General features: G+C 60.5%; 23 protein-coding genes. 14 read left to right on the top strand and 9 right to left on the bottom strand.

Going from position 1 to position 24,796, the window contains the following annotated elements:
* Positions 1-20: 20 nt before the first annotated feature.
* The 8 genes from HBO19_RS12825 (at position 21) to yccS (ending at position 11,430) form a co-directional block, all read left to right on the top strand.
* Positions 21-716, top strand: a complete 696-nt coding sequence (locus tag HBO19_RS12825) for an RraA family protein (protein ID WP_029297314.1) — start codon at positions 21-23, stop codon at positions 714-716.
* Between the two features lie 127 nt (positions 717-843).
* Positions 844-2,286: a TldD/PmbA family protein gene (locus HBO19_RS12820; protein WP_170057604.1), complete on the top strand. Its 1,443-nt coding sequence runs from the start codon at positions 844-846 to the stop codon at positions 2,284-2,286.
* The gene (locus HBO19_RS12815; RefSeq protein ID WP_170057603.1) at positions 2,286-3,602 is read left to right on the top strand and encodes a TldD/PmbA family protein; all 1,317 of its coding nucleotides are present in this window, start codon (positions 2,286-2,288) and stop codon (positions 3,600-3,602) included. The genes HBO19_RS12820 and HBO19_RS12815 overlap by 1 nt, the downstream gene beginning before the upstream one ends.
* A 256-nt stretch (positions 3,603-3,858) precedes the next feature.
* Complete coding sequence (locus HBO19_RS12810; protein WP_170042178.1) at positions 3,859-4,749, top strand: alpha/beta hydrolase; 891 nt, start codon at positions 3,859-3,861, stop codon at positions 4,747-4,749.
* 36 nt (positions 4,750-4,785) lie between these two features.
* Positions 4,786-6,213: a multidrug transporter subunit MdtD gene (gene mdtD, locus HBO19_RS12805; protein ID WP_169953655.1), complete on the top strand. Its 1,428-nt coding sequence runs from the start codon at positions 4,786-4,788 to the stop codon at positions 6,211-6,213.
* Between the two features lie 130 nt (positions 6,214-6,343).
* The gene (dbpA, locus tag HBO19_RS12800; protein WP_232545553.1) at positions 6,344-7,681 is read left to right on the top strand and encodes an ATP-dependent RNA helicase DbpA; all 1,338 of its coding nucleotides are present in this window, start codon (positions 6,344-6,346) and stop codon (positions 7,679-7,681) included.
* A 163-nt stretch (positions 7,682-7,844) separates the two neighbouring features.
* Positions 7,845-9,023, top strand: coding sequence for an NAD(P)/FAD-dependent oxidoreductase (locus HBO19_RS12795; RefSeq protein WP_170057602.1), 1,179 nt, complete (start codon positions 7,845-7,847; stop codon positions 9,021-9,023).
* Positions 9,024-9,246: 223 nt separating this feature from the next.
* Complete coding sequence (yccS, locus tag HBO19_RS12790; protein ID WP_170057601.1) at positions 9,247-11,430, top strand: YccS family putative transporter; 2,184 nt, start codon at positions 9,247-9,249, stop codon at positions 11,428-11,430.
* Between the two features lie 87 nt (positions 11,431-11,517).
* Here yccS and HBO19_RS12785 read toward each other — a convergent pair whose 3' ends face one another.
* A complete protein-coding gene (locus HBO19_RS12785) occupies positions 11,518-12,255 on the bottom strand; it encodes a transporter substrate-binding domain-containing protein (RefSeq protein WP_170042177.1) in 738 nt (245 codons plus the stop codon).
* A gap of 255 nt (positions 12,256-12,510) precedes the next feature.
* On the opposite strand from HBO19_RS12785, the gene HBO19_RS12780 reads away from it, so the two are divergent.
* Positions 12,511-12,963 carry a GNAT family N-acetyltransferase gene (locus HBO19_RS12780; protein WP_169953647.1) on the top strand — a complete coding sequence of 151 codons (453 nt, stop codon included), beginning with the start codon at positions 12,511-12,513 and terminating at the stop codon, positions 12,961-12,963.
* A gap of 96 nt (positions 12,964-13,059) precedes the next feature.
* Here the strand turns inward: HBO19_RS12780 and HBO19_RS12775 are convergent, their stop codons facing one another.
* From HBO19_RS12775 to HBO19_RS12765, 3 genes are read right to left on the bottom strand one after another with little or no spacing between them, the layout of a single operon-like run.
* Positions 13,060-13,356, bottom strand: a complete 297-nt coding sequence (locus tag HBO19_RS12775) for a winged helix-turn-helix domain-containing protein (protein WP_169953646.1) — start codon at positions 13,354-13,356, stop codon at positions 13,060-13,062.
* Between the two features lie 17 nt (positions 13,357-13,373).
* The gene (locus tag HBO19_RS12770; protein WP_169953644.1) at positions 13,374-13,880 is read right to left on the bottom strand and encodes a M48 family metallopeptidase; all 507 of its coding nucleotides are present in this window, start codon (positions 13,878-13,880) and stop codon (positions 13,374-13,376) included.
* A 42-nt stretch (positions 13,881-13,922) separates the two neighbouring features.
* Entirely contained in the window at positions 13,923-16,043 is a 2,121-nt protein-coding gene (locus HBO19_RS12765; RefSeq protein WP_169953642.1) for an EAL domain-containing protein, read from the bottom strand.
* A 319-nt stretch (positions 16,044-16,362) separates the two neighbouring features.
* Between HBO19_RS12765 and HBO19_RS12760 the strand changes: the two genes are divergently transcribed.
* The 5 genes from HBO19_RS12760 to HBO19_RS12740 all read left to right on the top strand — a co-directional run bounded on the left by HBO19_RS12760 (position 16,363) and on the right by HBO19_RS12740 (position 20,344).
* Complete coding sequence (locus tag HBO19_RS12760) at positions 16,363-17,028, top strand: polysaccharide lyase family 7 protein (RefSeq protein ID WP_170042173.1); 666 nt, start codon at positions 16,363-16,365, stop codon at positions 17,026-17,028.
* 131 nt (positions 17,029-17,159) lie between these two features.
* Positions 17,160-18,389: an alanine racemase gene (alr, locus tag HBO19_RS12755; protein ID WP_170057600.1), complete on the top strand. Its 1,230-nt coding sequence runs from the start codon at positions 17,160-17,162 to the stop codon at positions 18,387-18,389.
* Between the two features lie 318 nt (positions 18,390-18,707).
* A complete protein-coding gene (locus HBO19_RS12750; protein WP_169953636.1) occupies positions 18,708-18,965 on the top strand; it encodes a hypothetical protein in 258 nt (85 codons plus the stop codon).
* 374 nt (positions 18,966-19,339) lie between these two features.
* The gene (locus HBO19_RS12745; RefSeq protein ID WP_169953634.1) at positions 19,340-19,609 is read left to right on the top strand and encodes a hypothetical protein; all 270 of its coding nucleotides are present in this window, start codon (positions 19,340-19,342) and stop codon (positions 19,607-19,609) included.
* A 273-nt stretch (positions 19,610-19,882) separates the two neighbouring features.
* Positions 19,883-20,344, top strand: a complete 462-nt coding sequence (locus HBO19_RS12740) for a hypothetical protein (RefSeq protein ID WP_170057599.1) — start codon at positions 19,883-19,885, stop codon at positions 20,342-20,344.
* Positions 20,345-20,462: 118 nt separating this feature from the next.
* Here the strand turns inward: HBO19_RS12740 and fba are convergent, their stop codons facing one another.
* The 5 genes from fba to epd form a co-directional block, all read right to left on the bottom strand.
* Positions 20,463-21,527, bottom strand: coding sequence for a class II fructose-bisphosphate aldolase (gene fba, locus HBO19_RS12735; protein WP_029297347.1), 1,065 nt, complete (start codon positions 21,525-21,527; stop codon positions 20,463-20,465).
* Between the two features lie 279 nt (positions 21,528-21,806).
* Positions 21,807-22,142 carry an MliC family protein gene (locus HBO19_RS12730; RefSeq protein WP_169953630.1) on the bottom strand — a complete coding sequence of 112 codons (336 nt, stop codon included), beginning with the start codon at positions 22,140-22,142 and terminating at the stop codon, positions 21,807-21,809.
* 60 nt (positions 22,143-22,202) lie between these two features.
* On the bottom strand, positions 22,203-22,424 hold the full coding sequence (locus HBO19_RS12725) for a hypothetical protein (protein ID WP_170057598.1): 222 nt from the start codon (positions 22,422-22,424) through the stop codon (positions 22,203-22,205).
* A gap of 29 nt (positions 22,425-22,453) precedes the next feature.
* Positions 22,454-23,617 carry a phosphoglycerate kinase gene (locus tag HBO19_RS12720; RefSeq protein WP_057440234.1) on the bottom strand — a complete coding sequence of 388 codons (1,164 nt, stop codon included), beginning with the start codon at positions 23,615-23,617 and terminating at the stop codon, positions 22,454-22,456.
* Positions 23,614-24,699 (bottom strand): erythrose-4-phosphate dehydrogenase, encoded by a 1,086-nt coding sequence (gene epd / locus HBO19_RS12715; protein ID WP_169953624.1) that lies wholly within the window; start codon positions 24,697-24,699, stop codon positions 23,614-23,616. The genes HBO19_RS12720 and epd overlap by 4 nt, the downstream gene beginning before the upstream one ends.
* Positions 24,700-24,796: the final 97 nt, after the last annotated feature.

Below are 24,796 nucleotides of genomic sequence, written 5' to 3'. Positions count from 1 at the left end.
CCTGGCCACGAGGCTTTCTCATGTTTGATGTCGTTTCTTCGAGCAAATGGCCTACCGGCTTCCTGATCAATCCAAACGTTGAACCGCTGGACCCGAAATGGCTGAAGGAATTCAGCAAGATTCCGGCCGCGGCCGTCAGCGACTGCCTGGGCCGTAACGTCGGTGGCCTGGGCCTGAAGGCCTTCCACGGCAATGCACCGATGCTCGGCAGCGCGCTGACCGTGCGAGTGCGCCCCGGTGACAACCTGATGATTCTCAAAGCCATGCAAATGGCCCGCCCGGGCGATGTGCTGGTGATCGACGGCAGCGCCGACCTGACCCGTGCGGTGTTCGGCGGCATCATGCGCGCCATGGCCCTGAAGGCCGGCATTGTCGGGGTGGTGATCAACGGCGCCCTGCGTGACCTCGACGAATGGCAGACCGGCGAACTGCCAGCCTACGCCATCGGCGGCGTGCATCGTGGCCCGAGCACTGACGGCGGCGGCGAGATCAACGTGCCGATCTCCTGCGCTGGCATGCTGGTAGCGCCTGGCGACCTGATGATCGGCGACGGCGACGGCGTGGTCGCCGCCTCGCGCAGCGAACTGCCGGAATTGCTGGTGCGCTGCCATGACCTGCTGGCCCGCGAGAAAGCCACACTGGCCGCCATCGAAGCCGGCACCCTGGACCCTGATCGCTTTGACGCGATTTTGCGCGCCAAGGGTTGCCCGGTCTAAAGCCAAGGCAAAAGCATCGCAGGCAAGCCAGCTCCCACATTTTGATTTGTGAACACATTCAAAAGGTGGGAGCTGGCTTGCCTGCGATGGGGCCCTCAAAGCCATCACCGCCCACAAGGAAGGCCCCATGTTCGACAAACACCCGCAACTCAAACAACATTTCGCCGCCCTGCGCACCCGCGCCGAGTTCTTTTCCCTGCGCTACGTGCGCGAGTCCGGCCAGTACCTGTCGGTGCGCAAGAACGTCGCCGAACCGCCACACCTGAGCCGCGACGAAGGCGCCATGCTCACCGTGCGCCTCAACGGGGTCGAAGCCTACGCGGCCACCAACGATATTTCCCTGACCGGCCTGCAAGCCGCCCTCGAGCGTGCCGAGCAGCAAGCCCGGCGGATCAGGCCCCACGCCCTGCTCGACCTGCGCGACCAGCCGGTGTCCAGCGACGTCGCCGACTATCTGTCGCCAGAACTCGACCAACCCTTCCCGTCCCTGAGCGACTGCTACCAACTGCTCGGCGCCGAATCGGCCGCCGTGCCCAAGGACGAGCGCCTGGTGAACTGGGAGGTCAGCCTGGGCACCACCCGCGTTGAACAGATTTACCTCAACAGCGCCGGCGCCGAGTTGCGCCAGGCCCAGCGCTTTGTGTTCCCCGGCGTCAACGTGACCGCCTACGACGGCAACGACAGCCAGACCCGCACCCTGGGTGGCAGCAACTTTGGCCAGCAAGGTGGCTTTGATGTGATCAGCCGCTTCGGCCTGATAGGTGCTGCACCCCGAATTGCCGACGAGGCCCTGCAACTGCTGCTGGCCCCCAACACGCCCCAAGGCCCGCGCGATCTGCTGCTGATGCCCGACCAGATGATCCTGCAGATCCACGAGTCCATCGGCCACCCGCTGGAGCTGGACCGCATTCTCGGCGACGAGCGCAATTACGCCGGCACCAGCTTCGTCAAGGCCAGCGACTTCGGGCACCTGCAATACGGCTCCAACCTGCTGAACGTGACCTTTGACCCCGACATTCCCGAGCAACTGGCCAGCTACGCCCATGACGATGACGGCACGCCCGCCAACAAGCAGTTCCTGATCCGTAACGGCCTGCTGGTCAAGCCCCTGGGCGGGGCGCTGTCGCAATACCGCTCGGGCATGGGCGGCGTGGCCAACAGCCGCGCCAGCAGTTGGAACCGCGCGCCCATCGACCGCATGGCCAACCTCAATATCGAGGCCGGCGACCAGAGCCTGGGGCAACTGATCGGCGGCATCGAGCACGGCATCCTGATGTCGACCAACCGTTCCTGGTCCATCGATGATGCGCGCAACAAGTTCCAGTTCGGCTGCGAATGGGGCCAGTTGATCGAGAATGGCGAACTCAAGGGCGTGGTGAAGAACCCCAACTACCGGGCGATTTCCGCGCAGTTCTGGCGCAAGCTCAGCGCCGTGGGCGATGCCAGTACCTTCAGGGTGCTGGGCACGCCCAACTGTGGCAAGGGCGAGCCGAACCAGGTGATCCGCGTCGGCCATGCGTCGCCGGCGTGTGTCTTCAGTGATGTGGATGTGTTTGGGGGAGACGCCTGATGAAGGCTTTCAAGGACCTGGTGGAGTGGCTCAAGCAGGCCATCACCGAAGGGGAACAGTTTCATCTGGACTACGCGGCGGAGTCGTCCGAATTCGTGCGTTTCAACCACGCCAAGGTGCGCCAGGCCGGCCAGGTACAGCAGGCCAGTGTCAACCTCAAGCTGATCAACGATGGCCGGCACGCCGACCTCGGTATCACCCTGTCCGGAGACCCCGAGGTGGACCGCCAGCGCCTGGCCGAGGGCCTGCAGCAACTGCGCGAAACCTTGCCCTTGCTGCCCAAGGATCCTTACCTGCTGCTCAATCACACGGCCTGGCAAAACAGCAGCGAGCAGGCCCAGGCGCTGCCGGACCTCGATCAGGTCCTGGGCGAAATCAGCCAGGGCGCCCAAGGTTTCGACCTGGTCGGCATTTATGCCGCCGGGCCGATCAGCCGTGGGTTCGCCAGCTCGTCGGGGGCTTTTGGCTGGCATCAGGCCAATAGTTTCAACTTTGATTTCAGCCTGTTCCATGCCAATGGCGAGGCAGTAAAAGCCAGCTACGCCGGCGATGCCTGGGACAGCGCGGCCTTTGCCCAGCGCTTGCAGCAAGCCCGCGAACAACTGGAGTTCCTTGGCCGGCCGTTGCACACCCTGGCGCCCGGTCAATACCGCGCGTACCTGGCACCGGCGGCCATGGAAGAAATCATCGGCATGCTCGCCTGGGGTGGTTTTTCTGCGCAGGCCATCGCCAGCAAGGGCAGCCCGTTGCAGCGCCTGTATGCCGGCGACCAGGCCCTGAGCCCGCTGGTGGGCATGAGCGAACAGATCACGGCCTCCCTGAGCCCGGCGTTCTCCCGTGACGGCTACCCGCGCAGCGACGTGACCTTGGTCGCCAATGGCCAGGCGCAAGGGCAACTGGTCAACTCGCGCAGCGCCGCCGAATACGGCTTGAGCACCAACGGCGCCAGCGCCGATGAGTCCCCCAGCGCCTTGCAAATGGCCGCCGGCAGCCTGGCCCAGGCCGATATCCTCAAGCAACTGGGCACGGGCCTGTATATCAGCAACCTGTGGTACCTGAACTACTCCGACCAACCGGCGGCGCGCCTGACGGGCATGACCCGCTTCGCCACGTTCTGGGTGCAAGACGGTGAGATCAAGGCGCCGGTCAGCACCATGCGTTTTGACGATAGCGTCTACCAACTGCTGGGCTCACAGTTGGAGGCATTGACTGCCGAGCGCGAGTTGTTGCTGTCGGCCAGCACCTATGGCGAGCGTAATACCTCGTCCAACCTGCTGCCCGGCGCGCTGGTAAAACGTCTGACCCTGACCTTGTAAACGCCCGGCTTGGCGGCGATGGCGGCCAGAAGATCGCCGTCAGGCTCCCGGGCCTGATCGCCGGCAAGCCGGCTCCTACAGGGGAATACCCTGGGTTCTGATGAACCGTCCCTTGCCGCACCCCGTTGGTTGGCGGGCTGTTGTCGACACTCCAAAACCTCGTTATAACGGTTGGTGGCATCCCGCCACCTTTCAACCCGCTTGCGCGCAAGCGATGCATGACCTCGCCCGGGATAGGGCGAGCCGGAGCGTTGACATGTACCAAGGAAGTTTTGTCATTGATAAGTTGTTCAAGCACTACAACGTTCACGTAGAGCAACTGGGTAACGATCCGCAACGCAAGACCGTGCTGTTGGTCAATGGCGCGCTGTCCACCACCCGCTCATTCGCCCGCACCAGCAAGTGCCTGGCCGAGCATTTCAATGTGTTGATGTTCGACTTGCCGTTTTCCGGCTATTCGCGCCCCCACAACGCCGATCTGGACCTGGTGACCAAGGACGACGAAGTCGAGATCCTGCGGGCGCTGGTGGAGCGTTTCCAGGTCAACCACCTGGTGTCGGCCTCCTGGGGTGGCATCTCGACCCTGCTGACCCTGGCGCGCAACCCGCCGTCCATCGAAAGCTCGGTGGTGATGGCCCTGGCGCCCAATCTCAACCAGGCGATGCTCGAATACGTGGAGCGCGTGCGGGTGCTGATCGAGGCCGATGACAAGTCCGCCGTCGGCCACCTGCTCAATGAAACCGTCGGCAAATTCCTCTCCAGCCGACTCAAGCGCAATAACCATCGGCACCTGTCGACCATGGCCACCACTGAGTACCGCCAGGCGCGCTTTCATATTCATCAGGTGCTGGCCCTGGGCGATGGCAACTACCTGCCGCAATTGCGCCAGATCGAAACCCCGGTGCATTTTCTCAACGGCACCCTGGACGAATACACCCCGGCCAATGAAGCCCAACTGTTCAAGCAGTACGTGGGCCGCAGCAGCTTCGCCAGCGCCGAGCACACCGGCCATTTGCTCGACCTGGAGTCGCGGGAGGCGGCGCTGGCGGTGCACCGGGCGTTGATCGATTTCCTGGTGGGTAAAGACGTTCCCCTGTCAGATATAGACGAACCGCCAGTGGGAAAACCGGCGGAGGTTAGCGCATAATCGGCAACACATAGCCTGCTAACAAAAAGGGATCCCATGCCCAATCGTGTCGTGCTCGATGCCAAGACTGCCCGCTGGTTGCCCTGGGTGGTCGCGATTGCCTTCTTCATGCAGTCGCTCGACGGCACGATTCTCAACACGGCACTGCCCGCCATGGCCGAGGATCTGGCGGAAAACCCGCTGCGCATGCAGGGCGTGATCATCGCCTACATGCTCACCGTGGCCTTGCTGATCCCGGCCTCGGGCTGGATCGCCGACCGTTTCGGCACCAAGAAGATTTTCTTTGGCGCGATCATGCTGTTCAGCATCGGCTCGCTGCTGTGCGCCCTGTCCAGCAGCCTGACCATGCTGGTGGGCGCGCGGGTGATCCAGGGCCTGGGCGGTGCGCTGATGCTGCCGGTCGGCCGGCTGGTGGTGCTGCGCGCCTACCCGCGCTCGGAGCTGGTGCGGATCATGGGCTTTATCACCATCCCCGGCCTGCTCGGCCCCTTGCTCGGCCCGACCATGGGCGGCTGGATGGTGCAATACCTGACCTGGCACTGGATCTTCCTGATCAACCTGCCGGTAGGCATGATCGGCTGCTACGCCGTGTGGAAGTTCATCCCCGACCTGCGCGGCAGCGAGCGAACACGCTTCGACAGCCTGGGCTTTTTGCTGTTTGGCGCGGCGATGGTGCTGATCACCATTGCCATGGAAGGCCTGGGTGAGCTGCACTTGCCGCATTTGCGCGTGATGTTGCTGCTGTTCGGCGGCATGGCGTGCCTGGCGGCCTACTGGCTGCGCGCCGGGCATATCGAAAACCCACTGTTCTCGCCGGTGCTGTTCAAGACCCGGACCTTTGCCGTGGGCATTCTCGGCAACCTGTTCGCGCGCCTGGGCAGCGGCGCCCTGCCGTTCCTCGTACCGCTGTTGTTGCAGATCGCCCTGGGCTATTCGCCGTCCCAGGCGGGGATGAGCATGTTGCCCCTGGCGGCGGCGGCCATGCTCGCCAAGTCCATCGCCCGGCCGCTGATCGAACGCCTGGGCTATCGCATCGTGCTCACCGGCAACACCCTGGCGCTGGGGATCATGCTGGCGAGCATGGGCCTGGTCAGCGAGCAGACGCCGTACCCGCTGTTGCTGGCGATGCTCGCGGTACTGGGGGCGATCAACTCCCTGCAATTTACCGCGATGAACACCGTGACCCTGATCGACCTCGACGACGCCCAGGCCAGCAGCGGCAATAGCCTGCTGTCGGTGGTGGCGCAACTGGCCCTGAGCCTGGGGGTGGCCTGCGCCGGTGCCCTGCTTGGCGGATTTACGGCCGAAGCCGGTAACGATGGGGTCAACACCGTGCTTGAGGCATTCCAGTTGACGTTCCTCACCGTGGGCATCATGGCGATGCTGGCGGCGGCGATCTTCCTGCAATTGTCGCCAAAAGACGGCAAACGGGTGGTCAGCCGCGAGCACGACATTGAGCATTAAGCAGCGACTCGTCTAGAACTTGCAGGGAAATTCCCACGGGGCTGGTACACTGCGCGACATTTTGTTTTGCAGAGCCAGTCCCGTGACCACCATCGCCACCGCTTTTAATACTTTGCCGCTCTCCGCCGCCATGCTGGCTAACCTCGACTCGCTGGGTTATGCCGAGATGACGCAGATCCAGGCGCAAAGCTTGCCGGTGATCCTCAAGGGGCTGGACCTGATCGCCCAGGCCAAGACCGGCAGCGGCAAGACCGCTGCCTTTGGTATCGGCCTGCTGAACCCGATCAACCCGCGCTACTTCGGTTGCCAGGCCCTGGTGATGTGCCCGACCCGCGAGCTGGCAGACCAGGTGGCCAAGGAAATCCGCCGCCTGGCCCGCGCCGAAGACAACATCAAGGTACTGACCCTGTGCGGCGGCGTCTCCCTCGGCCCGCAGATCGCTTCCTTGGAGCATGGCGCCCACGTCATCGTCGGCACCCCGGGCCGCATCCAGCAACACCTGCGCAAGGGTTCGCTGGTGCTGGACGGTTTGAACACGCTGATCCTCGATGAAGCCGACCGCATGCTCGACATGGGTTTCTACGACGCCATCGAAGACATCATCAGCAAGACCCCGGCCCGTCGCCAGACCCTGCTGTTCTCGGCCACCTACCCGGTGAGCATCAAGCAACTGGCGTCCAAATTCATGCGCGCGCCGCAGCAGGTCAAGGCCGAAGCGTTCCACTCCGATGAGCAGATCGAGCAGCGTTTCTACGAAATCTCCCCGGAAGAACGCATGGACGCAGTGACCAAGGTGCTGTCGCACTTCCGTCCGGCCTCTTGCGTGGCCTTCTGCTTTACCAAGCAGCAAGTGCAGGAAACCGTGGATCACCTGACCGCCAAGGGCATTTCTGCGGTCGGCCTGCATGGCGACCTGGAACAGCGCGACCGTGACCAGGTGCTGGCAATGTTCGCCAACCGCAGTACTTCGGTACTGGTGGCCACCGACGTGGCGGCCCGCGGCCTGGACATCGACTCGCTGGACATGGTGATCAACGTCGAACTGGCCCGCGATTCGGAAATCCACATCCACCGCGTCGGCCGTACCGGTCGTGCCGGTGAGACCGGGATCGCCATCAGCCTGGTGGCACCGTCCGAGGCGCACCGCGCCCAGGCCATCGAACTGCTGCAAAAAGCCCCGCTGAACTGGGACCAACTGAGCAACCTCAAGTCCCAGGGCGGCGCGCCGCTGCTGCCGGTGATGAGCACGTTGTGCATTGCTGCCGGCCGTAAAGACAAGGTCCGCCCAGGCGACATCCTTGGCGCGCTGACCGGTGAAGCCGGGATTCCGGGCGCCCAGGTCGGCAAGATCGCGATCTTTGACTTCCAGGCCTACGTGGCGGTGGAGCGCAGCGTCGCCAAGCAGGCGTTGCAGCGCTTGAACGACGGCAAGATCAAGGGCCGTTCGTTGCGCGTACGGATCCTGTAAGCACACCGCGTTGCTGTTGAAGGAACCGAATCAATGTGGGAGCCGGGCTTGCCCGCGATGCAGGCGACTCGGTCTGACAGATTGACCGAGTTGATGCCATCGCAGGCAAGCCAGCTCCCACAGTTGATTGCATTTCAAATCAGGTTTTTGTGAGGACATTGCTGTGCGCTCGACCGAAGTTGTGATCATTGGCGCTGGCGCCGCAGGCTTGATGTGCGCGCTGACCGCCGCCGGGCGTGGGCGCAAGGTGATGCTGATCGACCATGCGAACAAGGCCGGCAAGAAGATCCTGATGTCCGGCGGTGGTCGCTGTAACTTCACCAACATGTACACCGAGCCGGCCAACTTCCTCTCGCACAATGCGCACTTCTGCAAATCCGCCCTGGCCCGCTACACCCAGTGGGATTTCATCGCCTTGGTGGCCAAGCATGGCGTGCCGTACCACGAGAAAAAACTCGGTCAGCTGTTCTGCGATAACAAATCCAGCGACATCCTCGGCATGCTGCTCGACGAATGCATCCAGACCGGCGTGAGCCTGCACCTGGACACCTCGATCCAGGAGATCTCCAGGCTCGACAGCGGCTACCAACTGCAAACCACCCTCGGCGAGTTGCGCTGCGAATCCCTGGTGATTGCCACCGGCGGCCTGTCGATTCCGACCCTGGGCGCCACCGGCTTTGGTTATCAGGTGGCCAGGCAGTTCGGTCATGAACTGCTGCCGACCCGTGCAGGCCTGGTGCCGTTTACCATCACCGATCAGCTCAAGGAGCTGTGTGGCGAGCTGTCCGGCACCTCGGTCGATTGCCTGGTCAGCTGCAACGAGCAGAGCTTTCGCGAGAACATTCTGTTTACCCATCGCGGCCTGAGCGGGCCGGCGATTTTACAGATTTCCTCGTACTGGGAGCCCGGCGACACGGTTGAGATCAACCTGCTGCCCGACCACGACGCCCACGCCTGGCTGCAACAGCAACAGGCCGAGCGCCCCAACAGCGAGCTCAAGACCCTGCTGGGCGAGATCTTCACCAAGAAGATGGCCAACCTGCTGGCCGAGACGTGGTTTGTGTCCAAGCCGATGAAGCAGTACACCCACGCCGAACTCGCGGACATCGCCACCCGGCTGGGCTGCTGGCAATTGGTCCCGGCCGGCACCGAAGGCTACCGCACCGCCGAAGTCACCCTGGGCGGGGTGGATACGCGGGAAGTGTCGTCCAAGACCATGGAATCGCTGAAAAGCCCCGGCCTGTATTTTATCGGCGAAGTGCTGGACGTGACCGGGCACCTGGGCGGCTTCAACTTCCAGTGGGCCTGGGCTTCGGGGTATGCGGCGGCGCAGTACGCCTGAACCAAGGATGTACTCGATCAAACTGTAGGAGCTGGCTTGCCGGCGATAGCGGTGTATCAGTGCCCCATTTGCCGGTTGACCCACCGCTATCGCCGGCAAGCCAGCTCCTACAGTTGATTGCGGTGCCTGGGATATTTTTTGCTTATGAATGTGATCGCCACGCTTGCCGTGGCGTCATTACTGGCTCAATTTAGCGGCATCGTCCCGGAAGACCCCAGACTTCATGTCCTCGACCTCGTTCAAGCAGTCCATGCGGCGCCTTTGGGCACTGGATAAGTTCAGTTACAGCGTACGGGTGTTTATCGCCCTCACCGGCAGCATGGCGCTGTGCTGGTATCAGGATGAAATGTCGCTGCTGATCCCGCTGTTCCTGGGGATTATCGCCAGCGCCCTGGCCGAGACCGATGACAGCTGGCAGGGCCGCCTCAATGCGCTGGCGGTAACGCTGGTGTGTTTCAGCGTGGCGGCGCTGTCGGTGGAGTTGCTGTTTCCCTACCCGTGGATTTTTGCCATCGCCATCGCCCTGGCGAGTTTCTGCCTGACCATGCTCGGCGCGTTGGGCGAGCGTTATGGGGCGATAGCCTCGGCCACCTTGATCCTGTCGGTCTACACCATGATCGGCGTGGACCAGCGCGGCGGTGCCGTCACCGACTTCTGGCACGAGCCTTTGCTGCTGGTGGCCGGTGCCGCCTGGTACGGCGCACTGTCGGTGCTGTGGCAGGCAATGTTTTCCAACCAGCCGGTGCAACAAAGCCTGGCCCGGCTGTTTCGCGAGCTGGGGCGTTACCTCAAGCTCAAGTCATCGTTGTTCGAGCCTATTCGCCAGCTGGACGTAGAAGCGCGGCGCCTGGAGCTGGCGCAACAAAATGGCCGGGTGGTGGCGGCGCTCAATGCGGCCAAGGAAATCATCCTGCACCGTGTCGGCAATGGCCGGCCGGGGTCCAAGGTCAGCCGCTACCTCAAGCTGTACTTCCTGGCCCAGGACATCCACGAGCGCGCCAGCTCCTCCCACTACCCCTACAACGCCCTGGCCGAGGCGTTCTTCCACAGCGATGTGCTGTTCCGCTGCCAGCGCCTGCTGCGCCAGCAAGGCAAGGCCTGCCAGGCCCTCGCCGAGTCGATCCAGTTGCGCCAGCCGTTTGTCTACGACGACAGCTTCGCCGAGGCCCTGGGCGACCTGAACGCCTCCCTCGAACACCTGCGCATCCAGAGCAACCCGGCCTGGCGCGGGCTGCTGCGTTCGTTGCGCGCGCTGGCGGCCAACCTGTCGACCCTCGACCGCCTGCTCAGTGACGCCAGCAACCCCGACAGCCTGGCAGATGCCAGCGACAGCAGCCTGCTGGACCGTTCGCCGCGCAACCTCAAGGAAATGTGGACGCGCCTGCGTACCCAACTGACCCCGACTTCGCTGCTGTTCCGTCACGCCCTGCGCCTGCCGCTGGCGCTGAGTGTCGGCTACGGCATGGTGCATTTGATCCACCCGTCCCAGGGCTACTGGATCATCCTCACCACCCTGTTTGTCTGCCAGCCCAACTACGGCGCCACGCGGCGCAAGCTCGGCCAGCGGATCGTCGGCACAGCCATCGGCCTGACAGTGGCCTGGGCGCTGTTCGATCTGTTCCCCAGCCCCCTGGTGCAATCGATGTTCGCCATCGCCGCCGGGCTGGTGTTCTTTATCAACCGCACCACCCGCTACACCCTGGCCACTGCGGCCATTACCCTGATGGTGCTGTTCTGCTTCAACCAGGTGGGCGATGGCTACGGGCTGTTCCTGCCGCGCTTGTTCGATACCCTGCTCGGCAGCCTGACCGCCGGGCTGGCGGTGTTCCTGTTCCTGCCGGACTGGCAAGGCCGGCGCCTGAACAAAGTGCTGGCCAACACCCTGACCTGCAACAGCATCTACCTGCGCCAGATCATGCAGCAATATGCCGCCGGCAAGAGCGACGACCTGGCCTACCGCCTGGCCCGGCGCAATGCACACAACGCCGACGCCGCGCTGTCCACCACCCTGGCCAATATGCTGATGGAGCCTGGGCATTTCCGTAAGGAAGCCGACGTAGGCTTCCGCTTCCTGGTGCTGTCCCACACCTTGCTCAGTTACCTCTCGGGGCTTGGCGCGCACCGCGACACCCAACTGCCAGCAGACGTGCGCGAGCACCTGATCGAAGGCGCGGGCAAGACCCTCGCCACGAGCATCGACGAAATCGCCACGGGGCTGGCGAACAAGCAGCCGATCGCGGTGCAAAGCGATGCCGAGGAAGCGCTGGCGGTGGAGCTGGAGCAGATGCCGGATGAGATCGACGAAGCACAGCGCCTGGTACAGACGCAGCTGGCATTGATCTGTCGGCAGTTGGGGCCGCTGCGTACCTTGGCGGCGCATTTGATCAAGGAAACCAGTGCGGCTTAGGCCGTCATCGCAGGTGAGCCAGCGCCTACCTTTGAAATGCATTCCCATGTGGGAGCTGGCTTGCCTGCGATGAGGCCCTGAAGACCACTACATCCCATGCTGTTTGAGCAGTCGCGCATAACTGCCATCAACTTTCATCCGGGCAATCTCCCGATCAAACCCGGCAACAATCTGCTCATGCCTGGGGTTTTTCAGGCTGACCAGAATATGCAGGCTGTTCTCACTCAAGGGCTTGGGCAAAAACTCCACCGCACTGCGCACCCTGGGTGATTCCCGCGCGAGGTAAAAGCGCGCGACATATTCGTCCTCGACCGTCAGCCGCACCCGCCGGGCCGCGAGCATGCGCACGGCCATGGCGAAGTTATGCACCGGGACTTTTTGCAGTTGGGGATCGGCATCGAAGTCTGCCGAATAGGCGTAGCCGCGTACGACGGCGACGGGATAGTCGTGCAATTGCTGCAGGTTCTGGAACTCGATGGGATCGTCGCGGCGCTTGATGAAACGCACGCGGTTGAGCAGGTACTCGGCGGAAAACTGCCCCAACTGCGTGCGCGCCTCGTCGTACCAGGCATTGATCAGTACGTCATAACGCCCGTCGCCCACGCCCATCAGCGCCCGCGCCCAAGGCACCTGCTCGAAATCACTGGCATAGCCGGCACGCGCCAGGGCAGTGCTGACGATATCGGTGGCCAGGCCTCCATTGACCAGGGTCGCATCGGTAAACGGCGGCCACGCATCCGCCACCAGGCGCAAGCGTTCCGCGGCCACCGTGGGGGCCAGCAACAGCAATACGATCAAAGCAACGGCACGAGACAATCGCAGCATGCTTAATGTCCTTGCACAACGGGCAGTTCCTTGCGGGCGATGACGCCTGGCGGGAATCCTTCCAGGTTCTGACTTTAGCTTATCGCTCGCGGTGTACCGCAGATTACACAAAGAACCCGGCCGCGAAAGCACTCAATGATGGCAAATTGACGTCACTCACAAAAAACGTGGTTTTGCAGGTGTTTGCACCACCGCCCAAGACAGTCGCCGGTCAGGGCATTACTATCCAGGCAGGTCTTTATGCGAGATGGAACGATGACTGTCGATTGGGTTTGCAAGCACCACAATGATCTGGGCAAGGAACAGCTCTACGCCATTTTGCGTCTGCGGGCAGCGGTGTTTGTGGTCGAGCAGAAATGCGTCTACCAGGATATCGATGACCAGGATCTGGAGGGCGATACCCACCACCTGATGGCCTGGCAGGACAATCAACTGGTGGCCTACCTGCGCCTGCTCGACCCGGAGCTGCACGGCGGCGACGTGGTGATCGGCCGCGTGCTGGTGGCCGAGGCGGCACGGGGTACCGGCCTGGGGCACGAGATGCTGGAGGAAACCCTCAAGCAGATCGACGATATCTGGCCGCAGACGCCGATCTTTCTCTCAGCCCAGGCGCATTTGCAGGGGTACTACGCAAGATACGGGTTCAAGGTCGAGGGGGAGGAATACCTGGAGGATGAAATTCCGCATATTGGGATGCGGCGCGCTTGAGATCGCCATCGCGGGCAAGCCCGCTCCCACATTTGAGCGCAATCAGCCTGTGGGAGCGGGCTTGCCCGCGATAGCGCCAGGCCTGCCAACCCAACTTCAGGGATAACCCAACACCTGCTTGACCTGCACCAGGTTGCGCTCGATCCAGCCGCGGTCAATCGCCCCCCAGTCGCGAATCCGATAGTGCCCGGCATGATTGCGGGCGCCCTCTTCCTGCTCGAACTCACAGACGATATCCAGGTCCGCCAACGCGGCGATGGTGTCCTGCGCCGTGCGCCGGGGCATGCCGGTCACCTCGGTCAGCGCCGGGACGCTGCTGGCCAATTGGCTATCGATCAGGTACGCCACATACAGGCGGCGGTAGAAACTGCTCTTGGTCTTGCTGACATCCATGCTCGCTTCCTCTCGATTCAATCCCGCGCCGCGCCTTGCAAGTCGCGATAGGTCAGGTACACCCGCAGGTCGAATTCCACCTGGTGGTAGCCGGGCAACATGTATTCGCAAAGTTTATAGAACGCCTTGTTGTGGTCCGATTCCTTGAAGTGCGCCAGTTCGTGGACAACGATCATCTTCAGGAACTGCGGCGCCGCGTCCTTGAACAACGCGGCGATGCGGATCTCTTTCTTGGCCTTGAGATTGCCGCCCTGCACCCGCGAGATCGTGGTGTGCAGGCCCAGGGCGCGGTGGGTCAGGTCCAGGCGGTTGTCGAACAGCACTTTGTCGATGGCCGGCGCGTTGCGCAGGTGCTCCTGCTTCAGGGCCAGGGCGTAGCTGTACAACGCCTTGTCACTTTGCACCCCATGGCGCTCGGGGTAGCGCTGTTGCAGGTAGTCGCCCAGTTGATCCTTGGCGATCATTTGGCGCACTTGCTCTTGCAGGGCGGCGGGATAGGCCTGGAGGTATTTCAACGCAGTCATGGGTTCGAACGGCAGGGGCGTGAGGCCGCCAGTGTAGCGAATTCAGCAAGGGCCTGCCCGTAGCGCGAAAAGCTGCGGCCACTGGCAAATATCCTCAGCCGTCAGGGGCGGGGCCACCAGCGGTCCCTGGATAAACTGGCAGCCATTGGCCTGCAGCCAGTGGCATTGCTCAAGGGTTTCCACACCTTCGGCGATCACCAGCAAGCCGAAGTGCCCGCACAGCTCGATAATGCTGCGGGCCAGCGCCGCCTCCCGCGGCGAGCCGAGCACGCGGGCGACCAGGCCGGGGTCGAGCTTGAGCGTGTCGAACTCCAGGTCACGCAGATGCGCCAGGGAGCAGTTGCCCGAGCCAAAGTCATCCAGGGCTATGCGCACGCCCAGGCGCCGTAGCTGCTTGAGCTGCTTGATGGACTCTTCAATGTTGTGCATCAGGCTTTCTTCGGCGATTTCCACTTCCAGTTGTCGCCCGTGCAGCCCATGTCGCTCCAGTGCCTGCTGCAGTTGAGCCACCAGGTTGGGCATATTGAACTGGCTGCTGCTCAGGCTCACGCTGAGCACCCAGTCGTCACGCATGACTGGGGCCCAGGCCTGTCGCGCCAATGCCACCTGGTGGTAGATCCAACTGCTGAGCTGGCTAATCAACCGCGCCTCTTCCAGCAAGGGCAGGAACAACCCGGGCGGCACATCGCCAACACTGGGGTGCTGCCAGCGCAACAAGGCTTCGACCCCGCGCAAGTGCCCGTCCACCAGGGACACTTGGGGCTGGTACACCAACGTCACCTGCTTGTTGTCGATGGCCTCGCGCACACTGCTTTCTAGCATCAGGCGCGAGCGGGCCCGGCCGTTCATTTCCTGATCGTAATAGCGATATTGCTGACGCCCTGCCCGCTTGGCTTCGTACATGGCGATGTCGGCGGCGCGCAGCAGGCCAGTGAGATCGCGCCCGCAATCGGGGAAAGTGGCAATGCCGATACTGACCCCCAGCATCACTTCCAGGCCGTCTACCTGCTGGCAGATCGACACTCGCTCGATCAGTTGTTCGGCGAGCTTGGCGGCCTGCTCCGGGTATTGCAGTTCCAGCAACGCGACAAACTCATCCCCCCCAAGGCGGCCAAGAATGTCACAACTGCGCAGGCACAGCTCCAACTGCTCCGAGACCCAGCGCAGCACCCGGTCGCCGGCGTCGTGCCCCACGGAATCATTGACCCGCTTGAAGCCGTCCAGGTCCATGTACAGCAGCACCGTGGCCAGCTCGCTGCGCTCGTTGCGCAGCAGGATCGTCTCCACGGTCTGGTAAAAACCCCGCCGGTTGAGCAGACCGGTGAGGGGGTCGGTGACGGCCTGGGACTCCAATTGCTGATGCAGGTGCCGTACTTGCGACATGTCCTGCACAGTCACCACCATGGCCTTCTGCTCGCGGGGCAAGGGCGCACAGGACATCGCCACCGGCAGTTGCTGGCCGGGCGCGGTACGCAGGATCGCATCGTGCAGGCGCCAGGTTTCGCCGCGCAGGTAGCCGGCGTATAGCTCGCAGCCGAACCAGTCGGGCATATGGGGTTTTTGCAGGTAGCCGAGGAACGCCCGGCCTTGCAGTTCATCCACCGTGGCATTGAGCAATCGCGAAATAGCCGGGTTGGCGTAGCTGATCACCCCGTCTTCGCCCACCACCAGGATGCCCTCGGCGGCGTTGTCGAGCACCGAGGCATTGAAGGCACGGGCCAGTTCCAGGTCATGACTCAAGCGCTGCAAGGCCCGCCGGTTGCGCTGATGCTCCAGCAGGGCCTGGACCTTGGGCTTGAGGATCTGCGGGTCGAATGGCTTGAACAGGTAGTCGATGGCACCGCTGGCATAGCCTTCCAGCACGGCGGCGGGCGATTGCTCATTGGCACTCAAGAAAATGATCGGAGTCATGCGGGTGCGCTGGCTGCCGCGCATCAAGCGCGCCACTTCGAAGCCGTCCATGCCCGGCATTCGCACATCCAGCAGCACCAGGTCGACGTCACGTTCGAGCAGCAGCCCCAGGGCTTCCTCGCCGGAAGCCGCCGTCACCACCTGCCAGTCGTCGCGCTGCAGGAGCGCGCGCATGCTGATCAGGTTTTCCGGGTAGTCATCGACCACCAGGAGCACTGAACAGCCGTCGGCCGGGGTTGGAACGGATTCCATGCTGCATCTCTTCCTTGAGGGTTCATTCCGGTCATTTTTGCGACAAAACCGGACACTTAATGTGGAGTCACTCTAGCCCTGGATCCAATAAAGCAGAAGGCGCGACGATGCCATCATTGCGCCAAAAGGCCACACAACCGACTAACGGTCAGCGCCTACAGCCCACGGACTACGGGAAAGATGGCTTTTTGACAGACTATTGACGCCAATAAACCGCCTAAAACTTGTTAACAAACAGTTACCAGCCGCTTATAAAGAACGCGCCAATCCACGGGCCAAAGCCTTTTGACCCTTCTTTCGTACAGTAAAGGCGCACCCCATGATTGATCTGTCCACCTGGAACCTGAGCATCCCTGTTGGCACCCCGCCAGCCACCATCGACACCCCCAAGCTGCTCAGTGGTTTCAAAGGCAAATACTTCCAGGCCGAAGGCAGCAGCGTGCAATTCTGGTCCCCGGTGACCGGTACCCGTACCGAAAACGCCATCTACCCGCGCAGCGAACTGCGGGAAACCTATGCCGACGGCCGGCTGCGCAACTGGACCTATCCCGAAGCCGACAATTACCTGCGCGCCACCCTGGCCATCAACCAGGTGCCCTCTTCGGGCAAGATCGTGATCGGCCAGATTCACGCCTATGACAGCCAGAAACCGCTGGTCAAAGTCGAATACCAGTACAAGGAAAAAACCCAGACCGGCAACATCGTCGCCAAGGTGCGCATGCGCCCGGACGACAGCAAGGGCCGGGTAATTATCGTGGCCGAGAATGTGCCCCTGGGGCGCAACTTCACCTACGTCATTCACCTGAACAAGGCTGGCTTGTTGAGCATCGAGGCCGCCAACGGCCAATGGAACGAGCGCCTCGGCGCGGCCTGGGGCAAAAAGCCGTTGTACTTCAAGGCCGGTGTGTACGTGCAAGACAACAGTGGCGACAGCAAAGAGGGCGGCAAAGTGACGTTTGCCAAGCTGGATATCGATCACAACTGACAGTCTGATCATTCTCACGACGCTTTAGGACAGAACCGCGACCCTGGGTCTCGACTTTCTTGTAGGACAATTCGAGTATGGCGCCGCGCACGCGCAATGCTTACCTATAAGAAAGTCATGGAGACTCATCAATGCCCTTCACTCGCACCCTACTCGCCCTGTCCATGGGCATGGTTCTGCTGCAAAACCCGGCCTTCGCGGCCCCGCCGTTGTCGATGACCGACGGGGTGGCCCAGGTCAATATCCAGGACAGCAACGCCTGGGTTGAGATCAGCAAAGCCGCGTTTGAACACAACATCCGCACCCTGCAAACCAGCCTCGCCGATAAGTCGAAAATCTGCGCCGTGCTCAAGGCCGACGCCTACGGCCACGGCATTGGCCTGCTGATGCCATCGGTGATCAAGCTCGGCGTGCCTTGCGTGGGCGTGGCCAGTAATGAAGAAGCCCGCGTGGTACGCGAAAGCGGCTTCAAGGGCCAACTGATCCGCGTGCGCACCGCCGCCCTCAGCGAACTGGAAGCGGCGCTGCCATACAACGTCGAAGAGCTGGTGGGCAACCTCGACTTCGCCGTGCGCGCCAGCCTGATCGCCGAGCATCACGGCCGCCCGCTGGTGGTGCACCTGGGCCTGAACTCCAGTGGCATGAGCCGCAACGGCGTGGAAATGACCACCGCCCAGGGCCGCCGCGACGCCGTAGCCATCACCAAGGTGCCAAACCTGGAGGTGAAGGCGATCATGACCCACTTCGCCGTCGAAGACGCCGCCGACGTGCGCACCGGCCTCAAGGCCTTCAACGAGCAGGCCAACTGGCTGATCAACGTCGCCCAACTGGACCGCAGCAAAATCACCCTGCACGCCGCCAACTCCTTCGCCACCCTGGAAGTGCCCGAGTCCCGCCTGGACATGGTGCGCCCTGGCGGCCTGCTGTTCGGCGACACCGTGCCGTCGTTTACCGAATACAAGCGGGTGATGCAGTTCAAGTCCCACGTGGCCTCGGTCAACAGCTACCCCAAGGGCAACACTGTCGGCTATGACCGCACCTACACCCTGGCGCGTGATTCGAAACTGGCAAACATCACCGTGGGCTATTCCGACGGCTATCGCCGAGCGTTCACCAACAAAGGCATCGTGCTGATCAATGGCCATCGCGTGCCGGTGGTGGGCAAGGTGTCGATGAACACGCTGATGGTGGATGTGACGGACGTGCCGACCGTGAAGAGCGGCGATGAGGTGGTGTTGTTTGGCAAGCAGGGGAATGTACAGACGACCCAGGCGGAGGTAGAGGATATAAACGGGGCGTTGTTGGCGGACCTTTATACGGTGTGGGGTAATTCCAATCCCAAGGTTCTGGTCGATCAATAAACTACAGCAACCCTGTGGGTTGATACTTTCAAATCCTGCCCACAAAAAACCCGCATCTCTGCGGGTTTTTTATTAATACCTAAAGCTTAGTTAACCCTGTTATTAATTTTAAATACCACTTCAAATTTACCGCCCTCACACAACTTACATTTCCTAATAACAACCATTCCAAAAAAATCTAAAAAACTGTCATTTCTTACAGATGAAAGCAACAGTTAACGCCCCTATCATTCTCCTCGCACCACCCAGGAAGGGTGAAGCTGGAAACCGGGATTTATCTAATTCACCCACCAATTTTATTTAATAAAGGAATATGCAATGACCATTTCAATCAACTATGCACAAAGCACTTCAACCGGGACCATTACCGTCGGTGGTACAGGCGCAGCACCAAATACTGTTCTAAACGTACAGCAAGCCAACACCGGATATCTCTATGGGCAAATGACCTCAAGTTATGATGGTAGTTTTGCTGGAACATTTGCAGGTGTACCTTCAGGCACACGACAAGACTTGACGATCTACGATACAACCATCGGTCGATACACGCCTTACTATTATGTAGACGTCCGATAAGAAGCATCCCTCTGAGCACTATAAAAGCAACCGAAGGAAGCTTGCTCAAACATCGCTACAAAAAAGCCCGCGTCGCTGCGGGCTTTTTCCATTGAGGATAAAGGGGACGGATCTTTTTTGGCACCATTTTTACTGCTATACGTCTACCCGATTACACGGGCGTGGGAGGATCGATGCCCAATCTGGCCAGAGTTGCATTGCCTAAAACCCCGCATCAGATGGTCCAGCGCAGCCATAACAAACAGATCTTATTAACCACAAGTGCAATCACGAAAAAATATAAAAAAGCCACCAATACTGTGAGATTTCACAGTAGAGACAGTTATAAAAAAAAACTACCTTAAGGACTCAGATCAATCCAGATGAGAAAAATCATGAAAAACTCAATCCTTACGAAGTTATTAAATTCAGGAAAAAACCTCACCCCGGCAGCTTTCCTTGCTTGCACCCTAGCGGTGTCTGCTCCAGCCCATGCACAGGAGGATACATACATATGCAATATATCGTTACCTGGCAACCCAATTTCAACTGTCAAAGCAACGTCTGCAAGTGAGGCAGAAAAAAAAGTAAAAGCGGAAATGGCGGGCACCGCCCAAAAAATTTACGGCATAACATCCCTTAATGTTACTTGCGTAAAAAAGTGAACAAGCCATAACGATAAAGAGGGTAAAGGGGACGGATCTGTTAGATTCCATAGAGTACTGACGCCCCATAAGGGTGGGTTAGTTAAATAGATCTGTCCCCATTATCGATATTCTTCCATTTTATCCTCAATAGCGAAAGAGTCTAAAGACTGCAGTCTTTTGACAGGTTTAACTTGGTTTTTGTTGGTTTATTTTTGTTGTGTGGTCTTTGGTGATTAAGGATGAGCCACAAAGTGTGTTTATTTCGCTAACATTTAGGTGAGATTTAAAGTCATGGAATATAATTTTGTACAAGCACCACATGTAGGCACTGCAACTGCAAGGGCTTTGGCTCACCGGGACTTTCTTAAAAATCCTGAAGACTCGACAAAGAAACTTTTTATATCTCTTGGGGGTTGGACACCGGAAGACCCTTTATCTTATGAAGAGACACAAGTGCTTCAGCAGCATGACCAACAATGGGCTGAATTTACTAATCATCATTACTTCTTTGAAGAAACCATCTCAGACGCTCAAAGAATCAGTTATATAGTCGGGCATCGCGGTGGAGACGAGTTTCCAGGCGTTACAGGCGCCGCTAATTATGAGGAACTGGCATCTGGGGTCTTGTCGCAATTAAGAGCCGGTACTTATAAACGAGGAAGTGGTGCTGCATATTCCTTGGATGATTTTGAAAAAAATGTGAAGGCGAGCAATAAAAGCAAGTTGAAATCAGGATGGTTGCGAAAAGAATGATTTTGCTGCGGTTTCGCCTTGCGTTGCCAGGTGTTTCACGCATCTATAAAAAACCCGCAGGTATCAGGCTGCGTTTTCACACAGCCTGAAGAGGCGGGTTTTTATTAACACCTGAAGCTTAGTTAACCTTGGCGTTCAACTCACCTTTCAAGTACCGCTGGTACATCGCTTCCAACGACACAGGCTTGATCTTCGAAGCATTACCGGCAGTACCGAACGCTTCGTAACGCGCGATACATACATCACGCATCGCAGTCACAGTGGCACCGAAGAACTTACGCGGGTCGAACTCGCTCGGGTTGGTGGCCATCAGGCGACGCATCGCACCGGTGGAAGCCAGGCGCAGGTCGGTGTCGATGTTGACCTTGCGCACGCCGTGCTTGATGCCTTCGACGATTTCTTCAACCGGTACGCCGTAGGTTTCTTTGATGTCGCCGCCGTACTGGTTGATGATCGCCAGCCACTCTTGCGGTACCGAGGAAGAACCGTGCATCACCAGGTGGGTGTTGGGGATGCGTTTGTGGATTTCCTTGATGCGGTCGATGGCCAGTACGTCGCCAGTCGGTGGCTTGGTGAACTTGTAGGCGCCATGGCTGGTGCCGATGGCGATGGCCAGGGCATCGACCTGGGTGCGCTTGACGAAGTCAGCGGCTTCTTCGGGGTCGGTCAGCATCTGGCTGTGATCCAGCACGCCTTCGGCGCCGATGCCGTCTTCTTCACCGGCCATGCCGGTTTCCAGGGAACCCAGGCAGCCCAGCTCACCTTCTACCGACACACCGCAGGCGTGAGCCAGGGCGACGGTTTGTTGGGTGACACGCACGTTGTAGTCGTAGTCCGTCGGGGTCTTGCCGTCTTCACCGAGGGAGCCGTCCATCATTACCGAGCTGAAGCCCAGTTGGATCGAGCGCTGGCACACGTCAGGGCTGGTGCCGTGGTCCTGGTGCATGCACACCGGGATGTGTGGGAATTCTTCGATTGCCGCAAGGATCAGGTGACGCAGGAACGGCGCACCGGCGTATTTGCGGGCACCGGCCGAAGCCTGGACGATCACTGGGGAGTCGGTCTTGTCAGCGGCTTCCATGATGGCGCGCATCTGCTCAAGGTTGTTGACGTTAAAGGCTGGGACGCCGTAGCCGAACTCGGCTGCGTGGTCCAGCATTTGACGCATGCTGATAAGTGCCATTGTGTTGTCTCTCCCGGTCGAGGGTCGTTAATCGTGCAAGCCTGCCGTAGCGGCGGCTGCTATTCAAGTTATTGCAGATCAAGGCGTTGAGCCTTGGCCTGCTGAATCGTTATTGCTACTGGGGCTGACCCAAATTCCAATCTGGAACCGAATCATGTGGGAGCTGGCTTGCCTGCGATCGCGGTGTGCCAGACACCGAATTCGCCAACTGCGCCACCGCTTTCGCGGGCAAGGTCGCTCCCACATTTGGATATCATTTATGTTGAGACCGTGTTCTTTCTATTGGGCCTTGCAGCCCCGGCCGATCAAATCATCGGTGGCCACCCAGTAAACCAGGCCTTCCTCACCTTTGGTGTGAAACGCCAGCCGTTCATTGCTGTACAGCGCGCCGGAGGCCGCCACGTCTTCCTTGAGGCGATAGACCTGGTCGGAGCCGCCGAGGCGCACATCCACCTGCTTGTGGTCGGTATCGACAAACCGCCAGTTCACCTGGGCCTGGCTGTCGCATACCCAGGTGGTCCATGGTGCTTGCTGCGGTTGTGCCTTGTTGAACATGTTCAGGTTGGCACAACCGGCCAGTAGAGCCAGTGCTGCCAGGGCGATAACGCCTTTCATTGCCAATCCTCGAACGGCGGCCTGGGGCCGCCACTGCTGTCGGTTAGTGAATCAGACCCATCAAGGGCAACCCTGTTCCTTACCTTTGGGCGGGGAGTCGTATTTCTCCAGCCCGTCGGGCCCTATGCGCTTGCTGATCACCGGCATGGTTTCAGCCTGCCAGTCGGCCTGGTAGCAGCCCTTGTGCGGCGCAGCCCCCGGTGCCTCTGGCGGCGCCTTGGGCGCGCTGCCGCAGCCGGCCAACAGGCCTGCTGCAATCACCAGCGCGAGTGGCTTGATCATGGGAATGCTCCTTTTCCAGACCGCAGGCCTCAGCCCTTGGCTCGACTTTCCAGCACTTCAACGGCTGGCAGCACCTTGCCTTCGACAAACTCAAGGAATGCGCCACCACCGGTAGAAATGTAGGAGATCTGCTCAGCAACGCCATATTTATCGATGGCCGCCAGGGTGTCGCCACCGCCGGCAATGGAGAATGCCGAACTTTCGGCAATTGCCTTGGCCAGCACTTTGGTGCCGTTGCCGAACTGGTCGAACTCGAACACACCCACCGGGCCGTTCCACAGGATAGTCCGGGAGGCTTTCAGCAGCTCAGCGAAGTTCGCAGCAGTTTGTGGGCCGATGTCCAGGATCATGTCGTCTGCCGCCACGTCGGCGATCAGCTTGACGGTCGCTTCGGCGCTTTCAGCGAATTCCTTGGCCACTACCACGTCCACCGGCAGTGGCACGCTGACCTTGGCCGCGATGGCGCGGGCAGTGTCCAGCAGGTCCGGCTCGTACAGGGATTTGCCTACCGGATGGCCAGCGGCCGCCAGGAAGGTGTTGGCAATGCCGCCGCCCACGATCAACTGGTTACAGATCTGGCTCAGGCTGTTGAGCACGTCCAGCTTGGTCGACACCTTGGAGCCCGCCACGATGGCGGCCATTGGCTGGGCCGGTGCGCCCAGGGCCTTGCCCAGTGCGTCCAGCTCGGCAGCCAGCAACGGGCCAGCAGCGGCCACCTTGGCGAACTTGGCTACGCCATGGGTCGAACCCTCCGCGCGGTGCGCGGTGCCGAACGCATCCATCACGAACACGTCACACAGCGCAGCATATTGCTGGGCCAGTTCGTCGCTGTTCTTTTTCTCGCCCTTGTTGAAACGCACGTTTTCGAACAGCACGATGTCGCCGGCCTTGACGTCGACGCCGCCCAGGTAATCAGCCACCAGCGGCACTTCGCGGCCCAGGGCCTTGCTCAGGTAATCGGCTACAGGCTTGAGGCTATTTTCGGCGGAGAACTCACCTTCGGTCGGACGACCCAAGTGGGAGCAGACCATTACGGCCGCGCCTTTTTCCAGGGCCAGCTTGATGGTCGGCAGCGAGGCAAGGATGCGCGCATCGCTGGTGACCACACCGTCCTTGACTGGGACGTTGAGGTCTTCGCGGATCAGTACGCGCTTACCTTGCAGATCGAGGTCGGTCATCTTCAACACGGTCATGGTCGCAGTTCCTGAATTGCTTGATTTTGAAAGGCTGATTTTGCAGAAGCGATGTGCAGATAATGTTCCGCAACATCCAGCATGCGGTTGGCAAAGCCCCATTCGTTATCGAACCAGGCCAGGATGTTCACCAGCCTCGGGCCGGAAACACGGGTCTGGCTGGCATCGACAATGGCCGAATGCGGGTCATGGTTGAAATCACAACTGGCGTGGGGCAACTCGGTGTAGGCCAACAGGCCTTTGAGCGGGCCGCTGGTGGCGGCGTCGCGCAAAATCCGGTTGACCTCGCCGGCGTCGGTGTCGCTGACGGTTTGCATGGTGATATCCAGGCACGACACGTTCACCGTCGGCACGCGCACTGCTTTGGCCTGGATTCGCCCGGCAAGTTCCGGCAGCAGGCGTTCGATACCGCGGGCCAGGCCGGTGGACACCGGAATCACCGACTGGAACGCCGAACGGGTGCGGCGCAGGTCTTCATGGTGGTAGGCGTCGATCACCGGCTGGTCGTTCATCGCCGAGTGAATGGTGGTGATCGACACATATTCCAGGCCAATCGCCTGGTCCAGCAGACGCAACAGCGGCACGCCGCAGTTGGTGGTGCAGGAGGCGTTGGACACCAGCAACTCGTCACCGGTCAGGCAGTCCTGGTTGACGCCGTAGACGATGGTGGCGTCGACATCCGCCTCGCTGGCCATCGGCTGGGAAAACAGCACGCGCGGCGCACCGGCGTCGAGGAATCGCTGGCCATCGGCACGGGTGTGGTAGGCACCGGAGCATTCCAGCACCAGGTCGACGCCCAGCGCCGCCCAGTCGATGCCCTCGGGCGTGGCACTGCGCAAAACTTTCACGCAGTTGCCATTGATATGCAGACAATCGCCGTCGATCCGCACTTCGCCGGGGAACCGGCCGTGGGTGGAGTCGAAGCGTGTCAGGTATTCGATGCTGGCCATGTCGGCCAGATCGTTGATTGCGACAATTTCAAACCCGGCCGCCGCCCCTCGCTCGAACAGCGCACGCAAGACGCAACGACCAATCCGGCCGTAGCCGTTGAGTGCAACTTTGTAGGGACGGGGTTCAGGCATGGGGTTCTCGATCAATATGTTCCATCGCTATCGCGGGCAAGCCCGCTCCCACATTAGACCGCGATCCAAATGTGGGAGCGGGCTTGCCCGCGATGGC

The organism is Pseudomonas sp. WS 5021 (genome assembly GCF_012985535.1).
Classification (GTDB): Bacteria; Pseudomonadota; Gammaproteobacteria; order Pseudomonadales; family Pseudomonadaceae; genus Aquipseudomonas.
The sequence above is the reverse complement of the archived record's forward strand: the minus strand, read 5'-3'. Positions and strand labels throughout refer to the sequence as shown.